We start from the raw sequence: 16,197 nt of genomic DNA on the forward strand, positions 1-16,197 counted from the left end.
TTATGGAACGACCAGATTTTTTTGAACTTAAAAATGGTGAAAAAGTAAAATTACCATTTACAGATAAAGAGTATAACGATCGAGTAAGCAAACTTAGATCAGTGATGGATAAAAATAATTTAGATATGATTATTTTAACCTCCATGCATAACGTTGCATATTACACAGGTTTTATTTATTGTTCTTTTGGAAGACCATACGGATGTGTGATTACTCAAGATAAAATTTCAACAATTTCAGCTAATATTGATGCAAGCCAACCATGGCGTAGATCGCATTGTGATAATGTTATTTATACTGATTGGAAGAGAGATAATTTTTTAAGAGCAATCGTATCAATTATTGGAAGAGATGAGCCTCCTAAAAATATTGGAATTGAAAATGATCATGTCACTTTAGATATGAGAGAAAAAATAGGTTCTATATTTACTTTTTCTGTATTTAGTGACGTTTCAAAAGACCTAATGAAACTTAGAATGATTAAATCGGATGAAGAAATTGAGATCATTCGAAATGGTGCAAGGATTGCAGACATAGGTGGTGAAGAAATAGCTAAAAATATTAGAGAAGATAACACGGAGATCGAAGTAGCAATAGCAGCAAGAGATAGAATGGAAAGGGAGATTGTTAAAAGTTATCCAGGTGCAGAGTACATGGATACCTGGGTATGGTTTCAATCTGGTATCAACACAGATGGAGCTCACAATCCAAAGACAAATAGAAAATTAGTTAAAGGAGATATTTTATCTTTAAATACTTTCCCAATGATCTCAGGTTACTACACTGCATTGGAGCGAACTTTGTTTTTGGATCATGCAGATGATGCCTCACTTAAAGCTTGGGAAGCAAATGTTAAAGTGCATAAGCGAGGATTAGAATTGATTAAACCAGGTGTTAAATGTTCAGACATTTGTCATGAGCTAAATGAATTATTTGCTGAACTTGGTTACCTTCAGTACCGAACATTTGGCTATGGCCATTCATTTGGTATGCTTTCACACTTTTATGGAAGAGAAGCTGGTTTAGAATTAAGAGAAGATATTGATACTGTTCTTGAGGAAAATATGGTGGTGTCTATGGAGCCAATGATAATGATCCCAGAGGGCAATCCTGGTGCTGGTGGGTATAGAGAACACGATATATTAGTGATTGGTAAAGATGGAGCAGAGAATATTACAAAATTTCCTTTTGGTCCTGAGCATAATATTATAAAAAACTAATCTTAATGAGTGAGAATAAAACTATTGTTAATAGTTGGAACGAGTGGGATCCGTTAAAACATGTAATTGTTGGAAGAGCGGATGGTACTTGCATTCCAGCACCAGAGCCAGCATTAGATGCAAAAGTTCCTGAAGATAGTGATATGCGAGGACAGTTTGGTCCAAGAACCAAAGATACTGTCGATAAAGCAAATGAATTATTAGACAACTTTTCAAACATGCTTCAAAAAAGGGGTATTAAAGTTGATCGACCAACACCAATTGATTTTAATCAAAAGACATCAACACCAGATTGGGAAGCAGAAACTATGTTTGGTTGCATGCCTCCAAGAGATGTTTTGTTAACTGTAGGTAATGAAATTTTAGAAGCAACAATGAGTTATCGATGTCGTTGGTTTGAATATTTATGTTACCGACCATTACTTAAAGATTATTATAATCAAGATCCAAACATGAGACACGAGTCTGCTCCAAAACCAAGACTAACAGATGCAGATTATAGAAAAGATTATCTATCAGATAAAATTGGGGTTCAAAAAAGATTAGAGTGGACTGAGAAAAAATATTTTGTAACTACTGAAGAAGAGCCATTGTTTGATGCAGCAGATGTATTGAGATTTGGAAAAGACTTGGTTGTTCAACATGGATTTACAACTAATTTAAAAGGAATTGATTGGCTAAAGAGACATTATAAAGATCATAGAGTACACGCAGTAAATTTCCCAGGAGATCCATATCCTATTCACATTGATGCAACTTTTACCCCAATAAAAGAAGGTTTAATCATCAACAATCCCCAAAGAAGACTTCCTAAGGAACAAAGAAAACTTTTTGAAGATAATGGATGGGAAATTGTTGATAGTGCTCAACCAGCACATAACGAACCACCACCATTATGTTATTCTTCAACTTGGTTATCAATGAATGTTTTGGTTTTAGATCCTAAAACAGTTTGTGTTGAGAAAAGTGAAATCTATCAAGCTGAGCAATTAGATAAATTAGGAATGGAAGTGGTACCAGTAGAGCTTAGAGATGCTTATGCATTTGGTGGAGGACTTCATTGTTGTACAGCAGATGTATATAGAGAAGGCACTTTAAAAGATTATTTTCCAAAACAATAACAATGGCAAAAATAAAAACAAAAAGAGAGCGGGTTAAATTCGCTTCCGATAATGTTGCGGGTGCTTGCCCTGAAGTATTAGAAGCAATCATAAAAGCAAATGAAGGAGATAGTACTCCTTATGGAAATGATCCTTTATCAACAGAGTTACAAGATAAGTTTTCTGAAATATTTGAAAAAGAAGTAATTGTTTTTCCAACTGCATCAGGGACAGCTGCAAATGCATTAGCTTTATCTACAATGACACCATCATATGGAAATATTTATTGCCATAAGATGTCTCACATTAATACTGATGAATGTGGTGCGCCTGAATTTTATACAGGGGGTGGAAAATTAATACCTTTAACTGGAATTATGGGAAAAATAACTGCAGAAGAATTACACCAATCTATTGGTGGAAAAGGAATTGTACATCACACCCAACCTTCATCAGTTAGCATTACTCAAGTGTGTGAAACAGGTGAAGTTTATCAATTAGATGAAATCAAAAAAATTGCAGAAGTTACCCATAAACATAATCTAAATTTACATATGGATGGCGCTAGATTTGCTAATGCATTGGTATCTTTAGATGTAACACCAGCTGAAATGACTTGGAAGTCAGGGGTTGATGTATTGTCATTTGGAGCAACTAAAAATGGATGTTTAGCAGCTGAAGCAATCATATTTTTTAAGAAAGAATTAGAAGGGGATATTACTTTTTTAATGAAAAGAGCAGGGCACTTGTTATCTAAAATGCGTTTTGTATCTGCTCAACTTGATGCCTATATTTCAAATGATGTTTGGTTAAGAAACGCAAAACACGCTAATGCAATGGGTAAAAAGTTAAGTGATGGCTTGAGCAAACATAATGATATTGAAATTGTTTATCCAACCGAAGCAAATGAAGTCTTTGCAAAATTTCCAAGAGAAAAAATAGAACATCTTAATTCAGAAGGTTACAAAATGAATGAAGAAGAATTGGATGGTAAAGCTGTGAGATTAGTAGCTGCTTGGAATACTAAAGATAGTGATGTTGATGAATTGTTAAATACAATTAAAGTTAACTAGGATTTTCTTTTAAAAACTCAATATACTTTATAACTTCATCAAATTGTTCGTCAGGAATATCCTTGTAACTTGCATTGAATTTACTTTTCACACAAATAGCAACATGAGCATAGGGGTTTCTTCCTTTAGGGTGATTTGGGTGGTTAGGTAATTGCCCTACCAAATAATCGCCAGCTTCCTGAATAATTTTCCAGAGTTTACTTGCGTTTTCTTTATTCACACCAATTCAAATCTTGATTTAATTCTAAATAATTGTATCGAGATATAATTTTAATATATTAAATATATTATTTAATTAATTTTTTAAAATGAAATCTACTGATATAAAACTACCTTCAAATAAAAAGTTTGGGTATTTCTTTAGTGGAGTTTTTTTTATAGTTTTCGTTTATTTTTTTTACAATAAGAACTCATCGCTAAGCTATATATTTGGTGCTTTAACATTATTTTTTTTAATTACTAGTATTATAAATGCAAACTTACTTTTGCCATTAAACAAGCTTTGGATGCGCTTTGGACTTTTACTTAGTGTAATAATTAGTCCAATTATTTTAGGTATTATATTTTTTGGATTAGTTACTCCTTATGGCCTCATAATGAGTGTGTTTGGAAGAGATGAACTTCGTTTAAAAAAAAATAAAAGCAAAAGTTATTGGATAGACAGAAATAATGATCCACCTCAAACAAATTTTAAACAACAATTTTAATGGATAGCTAATATGGAATTTTTAAAAGAGCTTTGGGAGTTTCTTAAAGTTCGTAAAAAATTATGGCTTGCGCCAATTATAGTTGTAATGCTGATATTGGGTGGACTTTTAATTATTGCCCAAGGTTCTGTTGTTGCTCCATTTATTTACACGTTATTTTAAAAATTGTATAATGAATATACTTGGTATCTCAGCTTTTTATCATGATAGTGCCGCATGTTTAATTAGAGATGGGGAAATTATTGCTGCAGCACAAGAAGAACGTTTTACTAGAAAAAAACATGACGCTGGTTTTCCTCATAACTCAATAAAATATTGTTTAAAACAAGAAAATTTACATCCAGAAGATATAGATATTGTGGTTTTTTATGAAAAACCATTTATGAAGTTTGAAAGATTGCTAGAGACTTATTTGGCCTTTGCACCAAGAGGTTTTAAAAGTTTTATTAAAGCGATGCCTATTTGGATAAAAGATAAACTTTTTCAAAAATCATCATTAATTAAAGAACTAAATAAAACTTTAAGCAAAAAAGTAAATTGGAATGAAAAACTTCTATTTTCTGAACATCATTTATCCCATGCTGCAAGTGCATTCTATCCTTCACCGTTTAAAAGTGCAGCTGTACTTACATTGGATGGAGTTGGAGAGTGGACGACTACTTCATTTGCATTAGGAAAGGAAAAGGATCTAAAAGTAATTAAAGAAATTCATTTTCCACATTCTTTGGGACTACTTTATTCAGCTTTTACTTATTACACCGGTTTTAAGGTCAATTCTGGGGAATATAAGGTAATGGGTTTAGCCCCATATGGAAAGCCACTTTATGCCGATTTAATAAAAGAAAAAATTATTCATATTTTAGAGGATGGAAGTTTTAAATTAGATATGAGTTATTTTGATTTTGCAACTGGTCTCACTATGACAAACAATAAGTTTAACAATTTGTTTGGAGGATCTCCTCGAAAACCAGAGGCAGAATTGACTCAACGTGAAATGGATCTTGCTGCTTCAGTTCAAAAGGTCACAGAAGAAATTGTTGTTAAAATTGCAAAAAACTTAGCCTTCAAAACAGGAGAACGCAATCTTTGCTTAGCTGGTGGCGTTGCACTTAATTGTGTTGCAAATGGTATTCTATTACGTGAAAAAATATTTGATAATATATGGATTCAGCCAGCTGCTGGTGATGCAGGTGGAGCTCTTGGTGCAGCACTTTCTGTATGGTATTTACATTTTAATCAAAAAAGAAAAATCTCATTACTAAGAGATAGTATGAAGGGATCTTACCTTGGTCCAGAATTTAACGATAATGAGATAGAACAAGAACTTAAATCATGTGGCGCTAAGTATAAAAAATGTTCTGAAGAAGAATTAATAGAAAATGTAGCTAATGCCCTAAACAATAAAAAAGCTATTGGTTGGATGCAGGGAAGAATGGAATTTGGACCAAGAGCACTAGGAGGAAGAAGTATAATTGCAGATCCACGTTCTCCTACGATGCAGAAACAGCTTAATTTAAAAGTTAAATATCGTGAAAGTTTTCGTCCTTTTGCTCCTAGCGTTTTGCGTGAAGATGTGAATGAATGGTTTGAGCATAACTCTGATAGTCCTTACATGCTTTTTGTTGCTGATGTAAAAAAAGATAAGCGTAGAGTTATGACAGAAAAAGAAAAAGCTCTTTTTGGAATAGAAAAACTAAATATACCTCGTTCGTCTATTCCAGCTATAACACACGTTGATTACTCTGCAAGAATTCAAACTGTGCATATGGATACAAATTCTCGATATTATGAGTTGATATCTAAATTTAAAGAAAAAACCAATTGTCCAATTGTTGTGAATACCTCATTTAATGTAAGAGGTGAGCCAATAGTTTGTACTCCTAAAGATGCATTTAAGTGTTTTATGGGTACTGAATTAGATGTCCTTGCTATAGGAAACTATTTGTTAATTAAGGATCAACAAGATAATTTACTTAAACAAAGCTATGAAAAAAATTATGAGCTTGATTAAAGTTTTGTTTCGTTGGGGATTTTATTTTTTCTATATGTTTTTAATAGTAATAGCTTTACTAGAAATAATCTTTAGAATTTTACCTACCTCAGATAGTTTAATGATACAAGCTGTAAACGAAAATCAACCCATTATACACTTCAAAGAAAATCGCATAATTAATAAACAAATTGGTTTCAACTTTACACATGTTAATAAAAAAAATATTAATAACTTTGGTTACGCAACTGATAAAGAGTTTTTTACCAAGGATTTTCAAAAAAAAAAAAAGAGTAAAATAGTTGCAGCAATAGGTGATAGCTTTGTAGAAGCAGTGCAGGTCAGAAATAAAGATACTTTTCATGCTTTGCTAGATAAATCTTATGAGGATATTGACGTATATCCAATTGGAGTGAATGGATCACCTTTGTCTCAATACATAGCATTTTATAAATATGCCGAAAAGCTATTTGATCCAGAAATATATATATTCACAATTGTATACAATGATTTTGATCAGTCTTGGTATAAAATTAAAAAAGCTCCTGGATATCATTACTTCACAGATAAAGATGATCTTCAATTAATTAATTACAATCCTTCATATTTAAAAGAATTAGCTAGAAAAAGTGCATTTGTAAGATATTTATATTTAGATTTACAAATTTCAGTTCAAATTGATCGTTTTAAAAAAATTTTTAAAAAAGATAAAAAACCAACAAAGATTCCAATTAATGAAGATTATAATAAGATGCGAAAAAAACTTGGAATAAAAGCCGCAGATAAATTTATGGACCACTTAAAAACTTTATCGGAAACAAAAAAAGTAATAATTGTTCTAGATGGGGATAGAGGCGCCATTTATAACGGTAAAAAAAGTCGTGAAATGGATAGCTTTATTACACTATGGATGGAAAGAATAATTTATAAAGCTAAGCAAATGAATAGCGTACATTTAATAGATATGCATCCAATATTTTTGTCAAATTGGCAAAAAAATCAAAGAAAATTTAATTGGGACTATGATGGTCACTGGAATGAGCTTGGCCATAGAATTGTATCTGAAGCTCTTATTGAAAAATTAAAAATGATCAATTAATAAATTATGTTGGCAATAATTAAAAATTATATTATTTATAATTATGGTCTTTAAATTGTTATTAATTATAGCTTATTCAAATTTTTTTTTTATATCTAGCGCGCAGGCATACATTGATCCAGGAACGATTAGTATAATCTTTCAAGCTATTGTTGGAGCAATTGTTGCAGGAGGAGTAGCATTAAAAATGTATTGGCATAAATTTAAGACTTTATTTAGTAAGAAAAAAAAAGATAACTCAGACCAAGAGCTTGATAAATAAATTTAAGAATTTTATATTTTCTTTAAGCACTTTAATTGAACTAAAGAATATAAAACCTAAATTTGTTTTTTTTTCAGAAAATAGATCATATCAAAAATACTCAAAATTAATTATTGATGTCTTATGCGAAAAGTATCCAGGTGAAGTTTATTATTTTAGTATTGATAAACACGACACCATTAAAGATAAAAGAGTAAAAAATTATTACATAGACTATTATTTAATAAATTTTTTTTTTAATAATGTTAATGCGGACAATGTATTTTTAACTGTAACTGATTTAGGTAATCATTTTATTAAAAAAACGTCTAAAGTTAAAAAATACATATACTTTTTTCATTCTCCTATAAGTACAACGAAAAGTTATACACCTAAAGCTTTTGATAATTATGATATTATATTTTGTAATGGAAATTTTCAAATTAAAGAGATTAAAACAAGAGAAAATTTGAAAAAATTACGTAAAAAAGTTTTAATTCCAACAGGATATTTTTATTTAGATTTTTTACTTGAAAATATTGACTATAAAAAAAATATCAATGCAATTCTAATCGCACCATCCTGGAATTATGAATTAAAAAATTTTATAAATGAAAATTTTATAGAGCTAATTAATACTTTGTTAAAAAAAAATCAAAAAGTTATTTTTAGGCCACATCCAGAGCATTATAAGAGATCAAAAAAAATATTAGAAATCATTAAAAAAAAATTTATTAATATAAATTTTCAGTTTGATGAAAGTAGTGAAAATTTAGATTCTATGGAAAAGGCGAAATGTCTAATTACTGATAGCTCAGGTATAGCAATAGAATATATTATGACTTTAAAACGCCCCGTGTTGTATTTAGATGAATTTGATAAAATTCATAATACAGAATTTGATGATTATACTAATTTGAAAACAATTGATGCAAAAATAAAAGAAAATTTTGGCTATTTGTTCAAAAAAGAAGATTTTGATAAAATTGATATAGTCATAGATAAATCAATCGAGGATTTCAAAAAAAAAATCCCTAAACTTGATAATTTTATAGACGAAAATTTTGCTAATTTTGGGAGAACAAAATTATATCTTAAGAATAACTTAAAAGATATTTTTAGCTTAAATTAAATATTTTTTATTTTTCCTATTTTTTAATTTTATATGATCTTTTATCAAAAAGTGGTTCTCCATCATTTTTTCCACCTATCAATATTCCATTAGATACATTTACACCGCCAATTCTTGTAGTAAATCGATCAAAAAATTTCCTATCAATTTTTAATTCATCAAAGGCTTTTTGATTTTTAGTTACATTTGAGAGAATAGTAGGAAATATATCTTGTATTAATTCTATATCATTTTGTTTAATAGGAAGTTTTTCTGGCCAATGAATCGCCAAAAATGCCCCATATCTATCTTGAACATCGTGTTTATCAATTAAATCCATATTAAAGTTTCTTAAAACAGTGCAATTTTTTGTAAGATAAGGTCCGTGATCACCTAATAAAATAATTATTGAATTTGGATTGTTATTTTTAATTGCATTAATATCATTTTTCATTTCGATATTTGCTTTTTCTAAATTATTAAAATAATTTTGTTTTTCATTAGCCGAACATTTCCCAGAATTACTTGAGTGCCCAGGAAATCCATTATGAGAGTACAACAATATAGGTTTTTTTGGCTTTGAAACTAAATATTTTTTTTTTAACTTTAAATATTTTTCATAACTATAATTATCATCAAAAATATCAAAACGAAATTCACCTTCATAAATTGCCTTTGTGATGGTTTCTCCCCCTATATTTTTTATGTTTGCTTTTGGATAAAATTTATCCCAAGTAATTGGATATTCTCCAAAAAAATAAGGAGATTTGTATATAGTTACAGTATCATATCCATTTGCTTTAAATACATTTAAACCAAATGCATTTCCTGATGTATAATATCTTACATTCTTTGATAATTTGCCACTTATATCAAATACTCTTGATATTGAAGCTAATGAAGATGCAGCATTTGAGTATATTCCGCTGTATATTTTAAAATTATTATTTTCTAAAAAATTTATTTGTTTGCTGTTATCAAAACCATAATGTTCTAAAGTTTCTATGTTTGGATATGACTCGTATACTAATATATAGATATTTCTGATATCAATTATTTCATTTTTTTTTTCATTTATAAATTTTTCTAATCTATCTGTAGACTGTTTCTCAGCAAATTCTTGATTTAAATATTTTTCATAAAAACTTCCAGCAGTTCCTGTTAGCATAAATACTACTGTGATCGTATATGCTATTTTTCTATGAAATAAATAAAAAATATAAATAATTAAAAATGAAAAAGATAAATAAATTAGCTGTGTAATAAATTGACTATTAAAAAAATGGCTATCAGGATTTGAGGTTATTGAGGGCATAGTTAAAATTGTAAAAGATAATGCCAGACCTGAAATCATTAGCATTTTGTAGGATGATATATAGCTAAATATTAATGGCAAAATTAGACTCAAAATAATACTAAAAATTAGAGAAACCCCAATTACTTGAACAAAACCAAATAAGTTAAGATATTCACTATTTATAATAGCAAATCCAATTACAGGTGACATTGGAAATGAAATTAAGAGAAAGTCACCTAATTTAGGAAATTCAAAATTGCATTTAAATCTAAAGTTTTTAGTTTTTATATAAAATAATACAAATGTAATACCTAGTATTACGAATGCTAATCCAACTAGTTTATAACTTCTATCTAAAAATACTGCAGTAGGACCATGTATAAGTACATATCTTAGGATTAACATGTTTAAGAAAACAAATAGTGCACTAATATTTAGATCCAGAATTAATTGAGTAAGATTTTTAAGTTTTGATGATATCATTTAATTTATTAAAAAATTGTTGGTCACTTTATTTCTTTATTATTAGCTTCAAATTTTTTTTTGACAACTTATATAAATATAATACGAAAATATATTTATTGGTAAATTTTATTCAATCTTTCAAACATAGATCTTATTTGAATTAAGTTATTAAAACACTATAGTCTTTAATTATGTCAGATAAAGAAATTCATCAAGGTGGCTGTGCTTGTGGAGAAAGCAGATATGAAACAACTGGCAATCCAGAAAGAGCTAGAGTTTGTCATTGTAGATATTGCCAACTAAGATCAGGTAGTCCTTTTGGTGTTGGTGCTTGGTTTAAAGAAGAAAATGTAAAACATCTTTCACAAAATTATAATCAATATAAGTTTGTAACCGAGAGTGGAAATACTTTTGAAACAAATTTTTGTAAAAAATGTGGGACTAGTGTTTATTGGACAATATCAGCACCTGCTTTAAAAGGTTTAACAGCAATTGCTGCTGCAACATTTGATCCACCAAGTTTTTGGTTTGGAGTATCAGGTGAGATTTTTACAAGATCAAAAGCACCTTATATTGATATCAAATGTGAAGAACAATTTGAAACATCTCCTACGTACAATCCAACCAAAAAGGATGAAGATAGGTTTGATGGATCTAAATAGAATTATTTTCCCATAAAAGAGGAAAATATTCTTCATCTAATAAATCACTATTTTCTTTTTTATATTTTTTATATGTTTTAGCTGTTCCACCTTCATTTGTTGGATGAAATTTTGCATTACTTGGAACACAATGAGAAACAATTGCTCGGCGGTGATTACTTGAAGTATTTATGCCTGATCCATGCCAGGTAAAGCCATGGTGAAATGAAACACCACCAGCTGGTATCTCTACATAAGCAACTTCTATTTGTTTGTTATTTTTTTCAGCAAAAATGTTTAATTCTTTTTTATAATCTTCAGGAGAGTGAAATTCTCCTTTAGGTGGTTGAAGTCCCCATTTATGAGAGCCTTTAATATATTCTAAGGTTCCAGTTTCTTTTGAGGTATCATCTAATGACATCCAACAAGTCATCATTGTTTGTGGAATAAGCCAATCATCATAAGCAGCGTCTTGATGAAATCCTAAGGTTTTTCCTCCAGGTGGTTTCCATAAAACATTATCCTGAACTAATCTTGCACCTTGCCAGTTCATTAAACGAGAACAAACTTCGCCAATTATTTTATGACAAACTACTTTTTTTATTAAATTATCTGCTTTCCAAGCATTACAGATTTGACGAGTAACATCTTCAGGATCTTTACCAAATTTCCAATTCCATTCATCTGGCTCAATTCCTGTTTCAAAATTACCTTTAAATAAAGGCTCAAATTTATTTCTAAGATCTTCTATATAATTTAAATCTAAAAAGTTATCTAAAATCAAAAAACCACTATTATTAAATTCTTCAATTAAACTCTCAGAGAGCTCAAAATTAATCATGAGTTAACCACTTTTTAAAATAGGGTTTCAATATAATTTATAAAATAATTATTTTTTTCTACGTATTTAGTAAAGCACTTTGATTGTGGAATGCTATGACCCTTGTCGCTTTCCATTTTTCTATCTACATCTGCCCATGTACAGCTGGATGGTTTTAGATCACTATAATCAACAAAGTTCAAATCTTTAAAATTTTTTAGAAATGACAATGTTTCTTGATCTTCCCATTTATCTTTATTGTGAGCAAATACGATAGCATTTAATGTTTGTGAATTATTCATAATATCTATTTGCATTTTTCTTAACTCTCCCCACTCAGGATATTTTTTTCCCCATTCATACTTTTTTCCTGCAAATGCTGGGTTGATAGCAATTGTGCCTTTAATTTTTTCAGGAAATCTAGATTGAAGATTTAAAGAAGCCCAAGCTCCTGCTGAATATCCAGAAAGTATAATGTTTTCAAAACCTAAACTAATTAATTTTTCTACTTCATTTAAAATTATTTTTTGTCTTTTTAAATTTTTAAATTCGTCAACCAATTCAATTTTACCATTTTCTTTTAATTGTTTACGATATTTCTTCATTATCTTTAAAGAAATACCTTTTACACCCGAACAAACTCTATAGATTAAAATTTTGTTATCTTTAATAGTTTGATTGTGAAGTTTTAGAATTGCAGGGACAACTGCGCCTTGCCAAATAAATCCATGAGAAGGATTTTTTCTACAAGAGTCTTTTTTTAGATCATTTGTACTTCCATGGTTGTAAATAATAACAATTGAATTTTTTTTATTTTCAATATTTTCTATTGGATATGATTTACCTTTTTCATCAACAAAAGAATTAATTTTTGACAGTTTATCTAAATCTTTATAATTCAATGTTTCAGCAAAAGAATTATTTAAAAAAAATATTAAACAAAAGAATAAAATTATTTTTTTCATAACAATTAAAAATATATACTAATTTATTTTGGTAACCACGAATTATACAGAGGATTATCTTTATCTATTGGAAGTTTAATGTTTTTATTTTGCCTAGAAGAGTCGTAGACAGCAGTAACAAATTCTAAAGATTTTCTAGCATCTGATAAAGTTACCTCATCACTAGTAGATCCATCTAATTTATTAGCAATTTCATCAAACATACCTGCATACCAAGATTGAGAGTCATTTACTTTTGCCAACACTTTATCTATTTGAGCTTGAGTAACAGGTGATCTTGGTAAGAAATGCCACTTATCATCAGCTGGACTGTAGGGTTTTTCTGGTGATGCACCAGACTCAGCTGTTAATCCTTCAAAACAAAATCTAAGTCTACTAGTATTGTTTGCAGCTCCAAGTGTAATTGAACTTGTAACCAAAGTTCCGTTTTCCATTTCAATTGATAAAGCTGCACAATCTTCAACCTCAATATCATTTACTCTAGTTGTTAATTTAGCAAATACATTTGAAACAGGACCTAACATCATACTTGCTAAGTCATGAATGTGTATCGAATGACTTAATATAGCTCCACCTTGTTCACCTTCCCAAGTTCCTCTCCAAGGTTTTGAATAATAATCTTTACCTCTATTCCAATGCGTTTCTAAGGAAGCAATCAAAGGTTTTCCTGCTAAACCAGACTTAATTAATGCTTTTAATTTTGAAAATCCTAAACCATATCGATATTGGAAAACTGGAAAAATGATTTTACCAGTTTCTTTACTAATCTTCTCCAATTCATCGACTTCCTTAAGACTTGATACTAATGGTTTTTCACAAATTACATGTTTTCCAGCTTCCATTGCTTTTTTACAAGCTGAAAAATGTAAGTGGGGTGGAAGACATATATCAATGATATCAATTTCTTTTATTTTTAATACTTCATCAAAGTTGAGAGATACTTTTGTTTCAGTGTCTTTTGACAAAATATTGTCAATTGCTTCTCTTGTAAGTCCACATAAAGTGTGAACTTTAAATCTATCTTTAACCTTCTGAAAATCTTCATAGTGCTTGGCACCTATGTTTGTTCCAATAATTGCTACTTGATATTTTTTCATTTTGTTTCAGCTTTTAATTGTGCTTTTATTGCAAGTTCCATTGAAAGATAAGTTAATTCCTGAGCACAAGCAGTTTCAGTTCTGTTGATTACATCATTAATTAAATTTCTAAAGTAGGGAAGCTTAACATTAGAGCAATCGATGTATTTAACTTCCTCATTATTTGCTAAATATAAATGGTTACCTTTTTCTGATTTTGCTAAATCTGTATATTTTCTTATTTCAATATAGCCTTTATTCCCAAGGATTAATAATCTTCCATCTCCCCATGTTGGAAGCGCATCTGGAGTAAACCAATCCAGTCTAATATAGCCATGTCCACCATTACCAGTTAGATTAACCTCTCCAAAATCTTGAAAACCAGGTTTTTCCTTTTTGGTAGTATTTTCTACAAGTGCATGATTAATTTTTGCTTCATTTGAATTTGTAAATACTAAAAACTGATGAATTTGATGTGAGCCTATATCAGTAATTATTCCACCATAACTCTCTCTATCATAAAACCAATCAGGTCTTTCATAGTTGCCTTGTCTGTGTGGACCTGTTCCAATTGTTTGCTTTACTTCTCCAATTTTTCCTTCGTTAACTAATTCTTCAGCTTTAGCAACAGCTGCAACATGAAATCTTTCTGAAAAATTAACTGACCATATTTTTCCAGTTTCTTTTATTGTTTGTTTAAGTTCATTTAATTGATCTAAAGTAGTACAACCAGGTTTATCGACCATCACATCTTTTCCAGCTTTTAATGATTCTATTGAATTATGAGCTCTATCTTTAGGGATTGAAGATATTAAAATCATATCAATGGATGGATCATTTAATATTCCTTCCTTATTTTGTTTTCTTTTAATGTTTGGATATTTTGAATTAAATTCCACTAAGGTTAATGGATCACCCTCAGTCCAAAAGTATTCACAAGTACATCCTTCTTTTAACATCTCATCAAGCATGTCAAAGATGTGACCATGATCTATACCTATAACACCAAGATTTAATGCTTTTTTCATAATTATTTTTTTATTTGTAGATAAACTTTAAAAAAACTTTCATCTGGAGATGTGCCCCAAATTTTATCATCAAGCATTCCGTTAAAATAATAAATTTCCGATCTATCTTTACCACTTAATATATCAAGTTTAATAGATCCGTTTAACTCTCCATTCGGGTTTATATTAATTTCTGCTGTTTCGTAATGATCCTTTGAACCAGTTTTTAATTTACTTGGTTTTATAAAGAAGATTAGTTTTCCATTTTTAATTTCAAGTTTTCCATTACCAATTTTTTTATTTTTACCATCTTCTGACACTCGATGTAATTTGAATTTATATTCTCCATCGAATAATTTTGATTTTTTATTAATTTCAGCTTTTTTTTCATCACTAAGCAAATAATCAACAACTACTGCATTTCCTTTTCTATCTATCCAATTATTTACTGCTTCTTGAAGACTCATATCAAAGTAATTCTTAGTATAAGTTTTATTATCCCAAGCTAAGACGTGTCCCCAATCTTCAAATCCTGAAATTTTTCTTTTGTCAGCCTCAATACTAAATCCAGCACTGTAAAATTCTAAATCTTTCTTTATTGCTTTTTTTAATGCTAGTTTATCTTTTATTGGGTCCGCATATCTGTCTCCAATATTCCAAATAAAAAATACATCTTTTATATTATTTTTTTCAAAGTTCTTTCTTGATGGAAAACAACTAACCCAACTATCATTACAAGCTTCCATAGATCCCTTATAGATAAAGCTTCGATCATTATTTTTTTCAAAATTTTCATAAAATTTAGTTGTTTCTTCATCGAACCAAAAACTATCTACTAAAACCCTTACATTACTATACTGCCCAATTCTTTCTGCATGAAATCCAATGCCAATTGCTCCTGCAGAATAACCTAAAAAAATAATCTCATCGGCTTTCTTAAGCTGTTCATCAAGTTGATCTATAACATCATTAACTATTACTCTTCCTTTAAAAGGAATTTCTTTACCATCTACAATGTTGAAATGGTTACCTTGATAAAGATCGCTAGAACAATAAGGAATGAACACCATATTATAATTTTTTTCCTCAACATCTTTCTCTATGGCTTGTCCAAAATAATGAGGTTTTAATTCAGGAGATTTCATACCTTCAGATCGCGATTTGTATTCATCAGCATTTCGTGCAACACCACCACCTGGTAAAATTATTGCCCATTTTTTTGATTTTGCTCTTTTTATTGTAAATGTAGCTTGCTCACCATTGTTACAAATAGCATCGGGATTTTTAGTAAGTTTTAACTCGTTTGAAAAACTAGAGCTGATAGTAAAAATTAAAAAAAATAATGTAATAAAAAATTTTATCATTCAATAATTTTTGGATTTTTA

General features: G+C 29.4%; 17 protein-coding genes. 10 read left to right on the forward strand and 7 right to left on the reverse strand.

The genetic code is table 11. The annotated features are described in order from the left end of the window. Window positions 1-2 precede the first annotated feature (2 nt). Genes ACTTAW_RS03190 through ACTTAW_RS03200 form a run of 3 tightly spaced genes read left to right on the forward strand, consistent with a single transcriptional unit; the run spans window position 3 to window position 3,393 of the window. Complete coding sequence (locus tag ACTTAW_RS03190) at window positions 3-1,220, forward strand: aminopeptidase P family protein (protein ID WP_440651107.1); 1,218 nt, start codon at window positions 3-5, stop codon at window positions 1,218-1,220. A gap of 5 nt (window positions 1,221-1,225) precedes the next feature. Beyond that, on the forward strand, window positions 1,226-2,341 hold the full coding sequence (locus ACTTAW_RS03195; protein ID WP_440635276.1) for a serine/threonine protein kinase: 1,116 nt from the start codon (window positions 1,226-1,228) through the stop codon (window positions 2,339-2,341). A 2-nt stretch (window positions 2,342-2,343) separates the two neighbouring features. Further along, window positions 2,344-3,393 (forward strand): threonine aldolase family protein, encoded by a 1,050-nt coding sequence (locus ACTTAW_RS03200; protein ID WP_440651108.1) that lies wholly within the window; start codon window positions 2,344-2,346, stop codon window positions 3,391-3,393. On the opposite strand, the gene ACTTAW_RS03205 is transcribed toward ACTTAW_RS03200, so the two are convergent. After that, window positions 3,386-3,613, reverse strand: coding sequence for a hypothetical protein (locus ACTTAW_RS03205; protein ID WP_440618690.1), 228 nt, complete (start codon window positions 3,611-3,613; stop codon window positions 3,386-3,388). The two genes, ACTTAW_RS03200 and ACTTAW_RS03205, sit on opposite strands and share 8 nt — an antisense overlap. Before the next feature lie 88 nt (window positions 3,614-3,701). Between ACTTAW_RS03205 and ACTTAW_RS03210 the strand changes: the two genes are divergently transcribed. Genes ACTTAW_RS03210 through ACTTAW_RS03235 form a run of 6 tightly spaced genes read left to right on the forward strand, consistent with a single transcriptional unit; the run spans window position 3,702 to window position 8,562 of the window. Further along, window positions 3,702-4,100: an SxtJ family membrane protein gene (locus ACTTAW_RS03210; protein WP_440651109.1), complete on the forward strand. Its 399-nt coding sequence runs from the start codon at window positions 3,702-3,704 to the stop codon at window positions 4,098-4,100. A gap of 12 nt (window positions 4,101-4,112) precedes the next feature. Further along, a complete protein-coding gene (locus ACTTAW_RS03215) occupies window positions 4,113-4,262 on the forward strand; it encodes a DUF5989 family protein (RefSeq protein ID WP_440651110.1) in 150 nt (49 codons plus the stop codon). 10 nt (window positions 4,263-4,272) lie between these two features. Beyond that, complete coding sequence (locus ACTTAW_RS03220; protein ID WP_440651111.1) at window positions 4,273-6,111, forward strand: carbamoyltransferase family protein; 1,839 nt, start codon at window positions 4,273-4,275, stop codon at window positions 6,109-6,111. 34 nt (window positions 6,112-6,145) lie between these two features. After that, a complete protein-coding gene (locus ACTTAW_RS03225) occupies window positions 6,146-7,189 on the forward strand; it encodes a hypothetical protein (protein WP_440651112.1) in 1,044 nt (347 codons plus the stop codon). A 43-nt stretch (window positions 7,190-7,232) separates the two neighbouring features. Further along, window positions 7,233-7,451: a hypothetical protein gene (locus ACTTAW_RS03230; protein WP_440651113.1), complete on the forward strand. Its 219-nt coding sequence runs from the start codon at window positions 7,233-7,235 to the stop codon at window positions 7,449-7,451. Then, a complete protein-coding gene (locus ACTTAW_RS03235; RefSeq protein ID WP_440651114.1) occupies window positions 7,441-8,562 on the forward strand; it encodes a hypothetical protein in 1,122 nt (373 codons plus the stop codon). The genes ACTTAW_RS03230 and ACTTAW_RS03235 overlap by 11 nt, the downstream gene beginning before the upstream one ends. 16 nt (window positions 8,563-8,578) lie before the next feature. Here ACTTAW_RS03235 and ACTTAW_RS03240 read toward each other — a convergent pair whose 3' ends face one another. Then, window positions 8,579-10,321 carry a sulfatase-like hydrolase/transferase gene (locus ACTTAW_RS03240; RefSeq protein WP_440651115.1) on the reverse strand — a complete coding sequence of 581 codons (1,743 nt, stop codon included), beginning with the start codon at window positions 10,319-10,321 and terminating at the stop codon, window positions 8,579-8,581. A gap of 173 nt (window positions 10,322-10,494) precedes the next feature. Between ACTTAW_RS03240 and ACTTAW_RS03245 the strand changes: the two genes are divergently transcribed. Then, the gene (locus ACTTAW_RS03245; RefSeq protein ID WP_440651116.1) at window positions 10,495-10,965 is read left to right on the forward strand and encodes a GFA family protein; all 471 of its coding nucleotides are present in this window, start codon (window positions 10,495-10,497) and stop codon (window positions 10,963-10,965) included. On the opposite strand, the gene ACTTAW_RS03250 is transcribed toward ACTTAW_RS03245, so the two are convergent. The 5 genes from ACTTAW_RS03250 to ACTTAW_RS03270 are packed head-to-tail and all read right to left on the reverse strand — an operon-like array spanning window position 10,958 to window position 16,176. Next, window positions 10,958-11,785 (reverse strand): phytanoyl-CoA dioxygenase family protein, encoded by an 828-nt coding sequence (locus ACTTAW_RS03250; RefSeq protein ID WP_440651117.1) that lies wholly within the window; start codon window positions 11,783-11,785, stop codon window positions 10,958-10,960. The two genes, ACTTAW_RS03245 and ACTTAW_RS03250, sit on opposite strands and share 8 nt — an antisense overlap. 14 nt (window positions 11,786-11,799) lie before the next feature. Further along, a complete protein-coding gene (locus ACTTAW_RS03255) occupies window positions 11,800-12,729 on the reverse strand; it encodes a hypothetical protein (protein WP_440651118.1) in 930 nt (309 codons plus the stop codon). Between the two features lie 23 nt (window positions 12,730-12,752). Beyond that, window positions 12,753-13,826, reverse strand: coding sequence for a Gfo/Idh/MocA family protein (locus ACTTAW_RS03260; RefSeq protein WP_440651119.1), 1,074 nt, complete (start codon window positions 13,824-13,826; stop codon window positions 12,753-12,755). Continuing rightward, window positions 13,823-14,833 carry a Gfo/Idh/MocA family protein gene (locus ACTTAW_RS03265; RefSeq protein ID WP_440651120.1) on the reverse strand — a complete coding sequence of 337 codons (1,011 nt, stop codon included), beginning with the start codon at window positions 14,831-14,833 and terminating at the stop codon, window positions 13,823-13,825. The genes ACTTAW_RS03260 and ACTTAW_RS03265 overlap by 4 nt, the downstream gene beginning before the upstream one ends. Window positions 14,834-14,835: 2 nt before the next feature. Next, window positions 14,836-16,176, reverse strand: coding sequence for a pectin acetylesterase-family hydrolase (locus tag ACTTAW_RS03270; protein ID WP_440651121.1), 1,341 nt, complete (start codon window positions 16,174-16,176; stop codon window positions 14,836-14,838). Between the last annotated feature and the right edge of the window lie 21 nt (window positions 16,177-16,197).

This window comes from Candidatus Pelagibacter sp. HIMB1495, from assembly GCF_052047955.1.
Taxonomy (GTDB): Bacteria; Pseudomonadota; Alphaproteobacteria; order Pelagibacterales; family Pelagibacteraceae; genus Pelagibacter.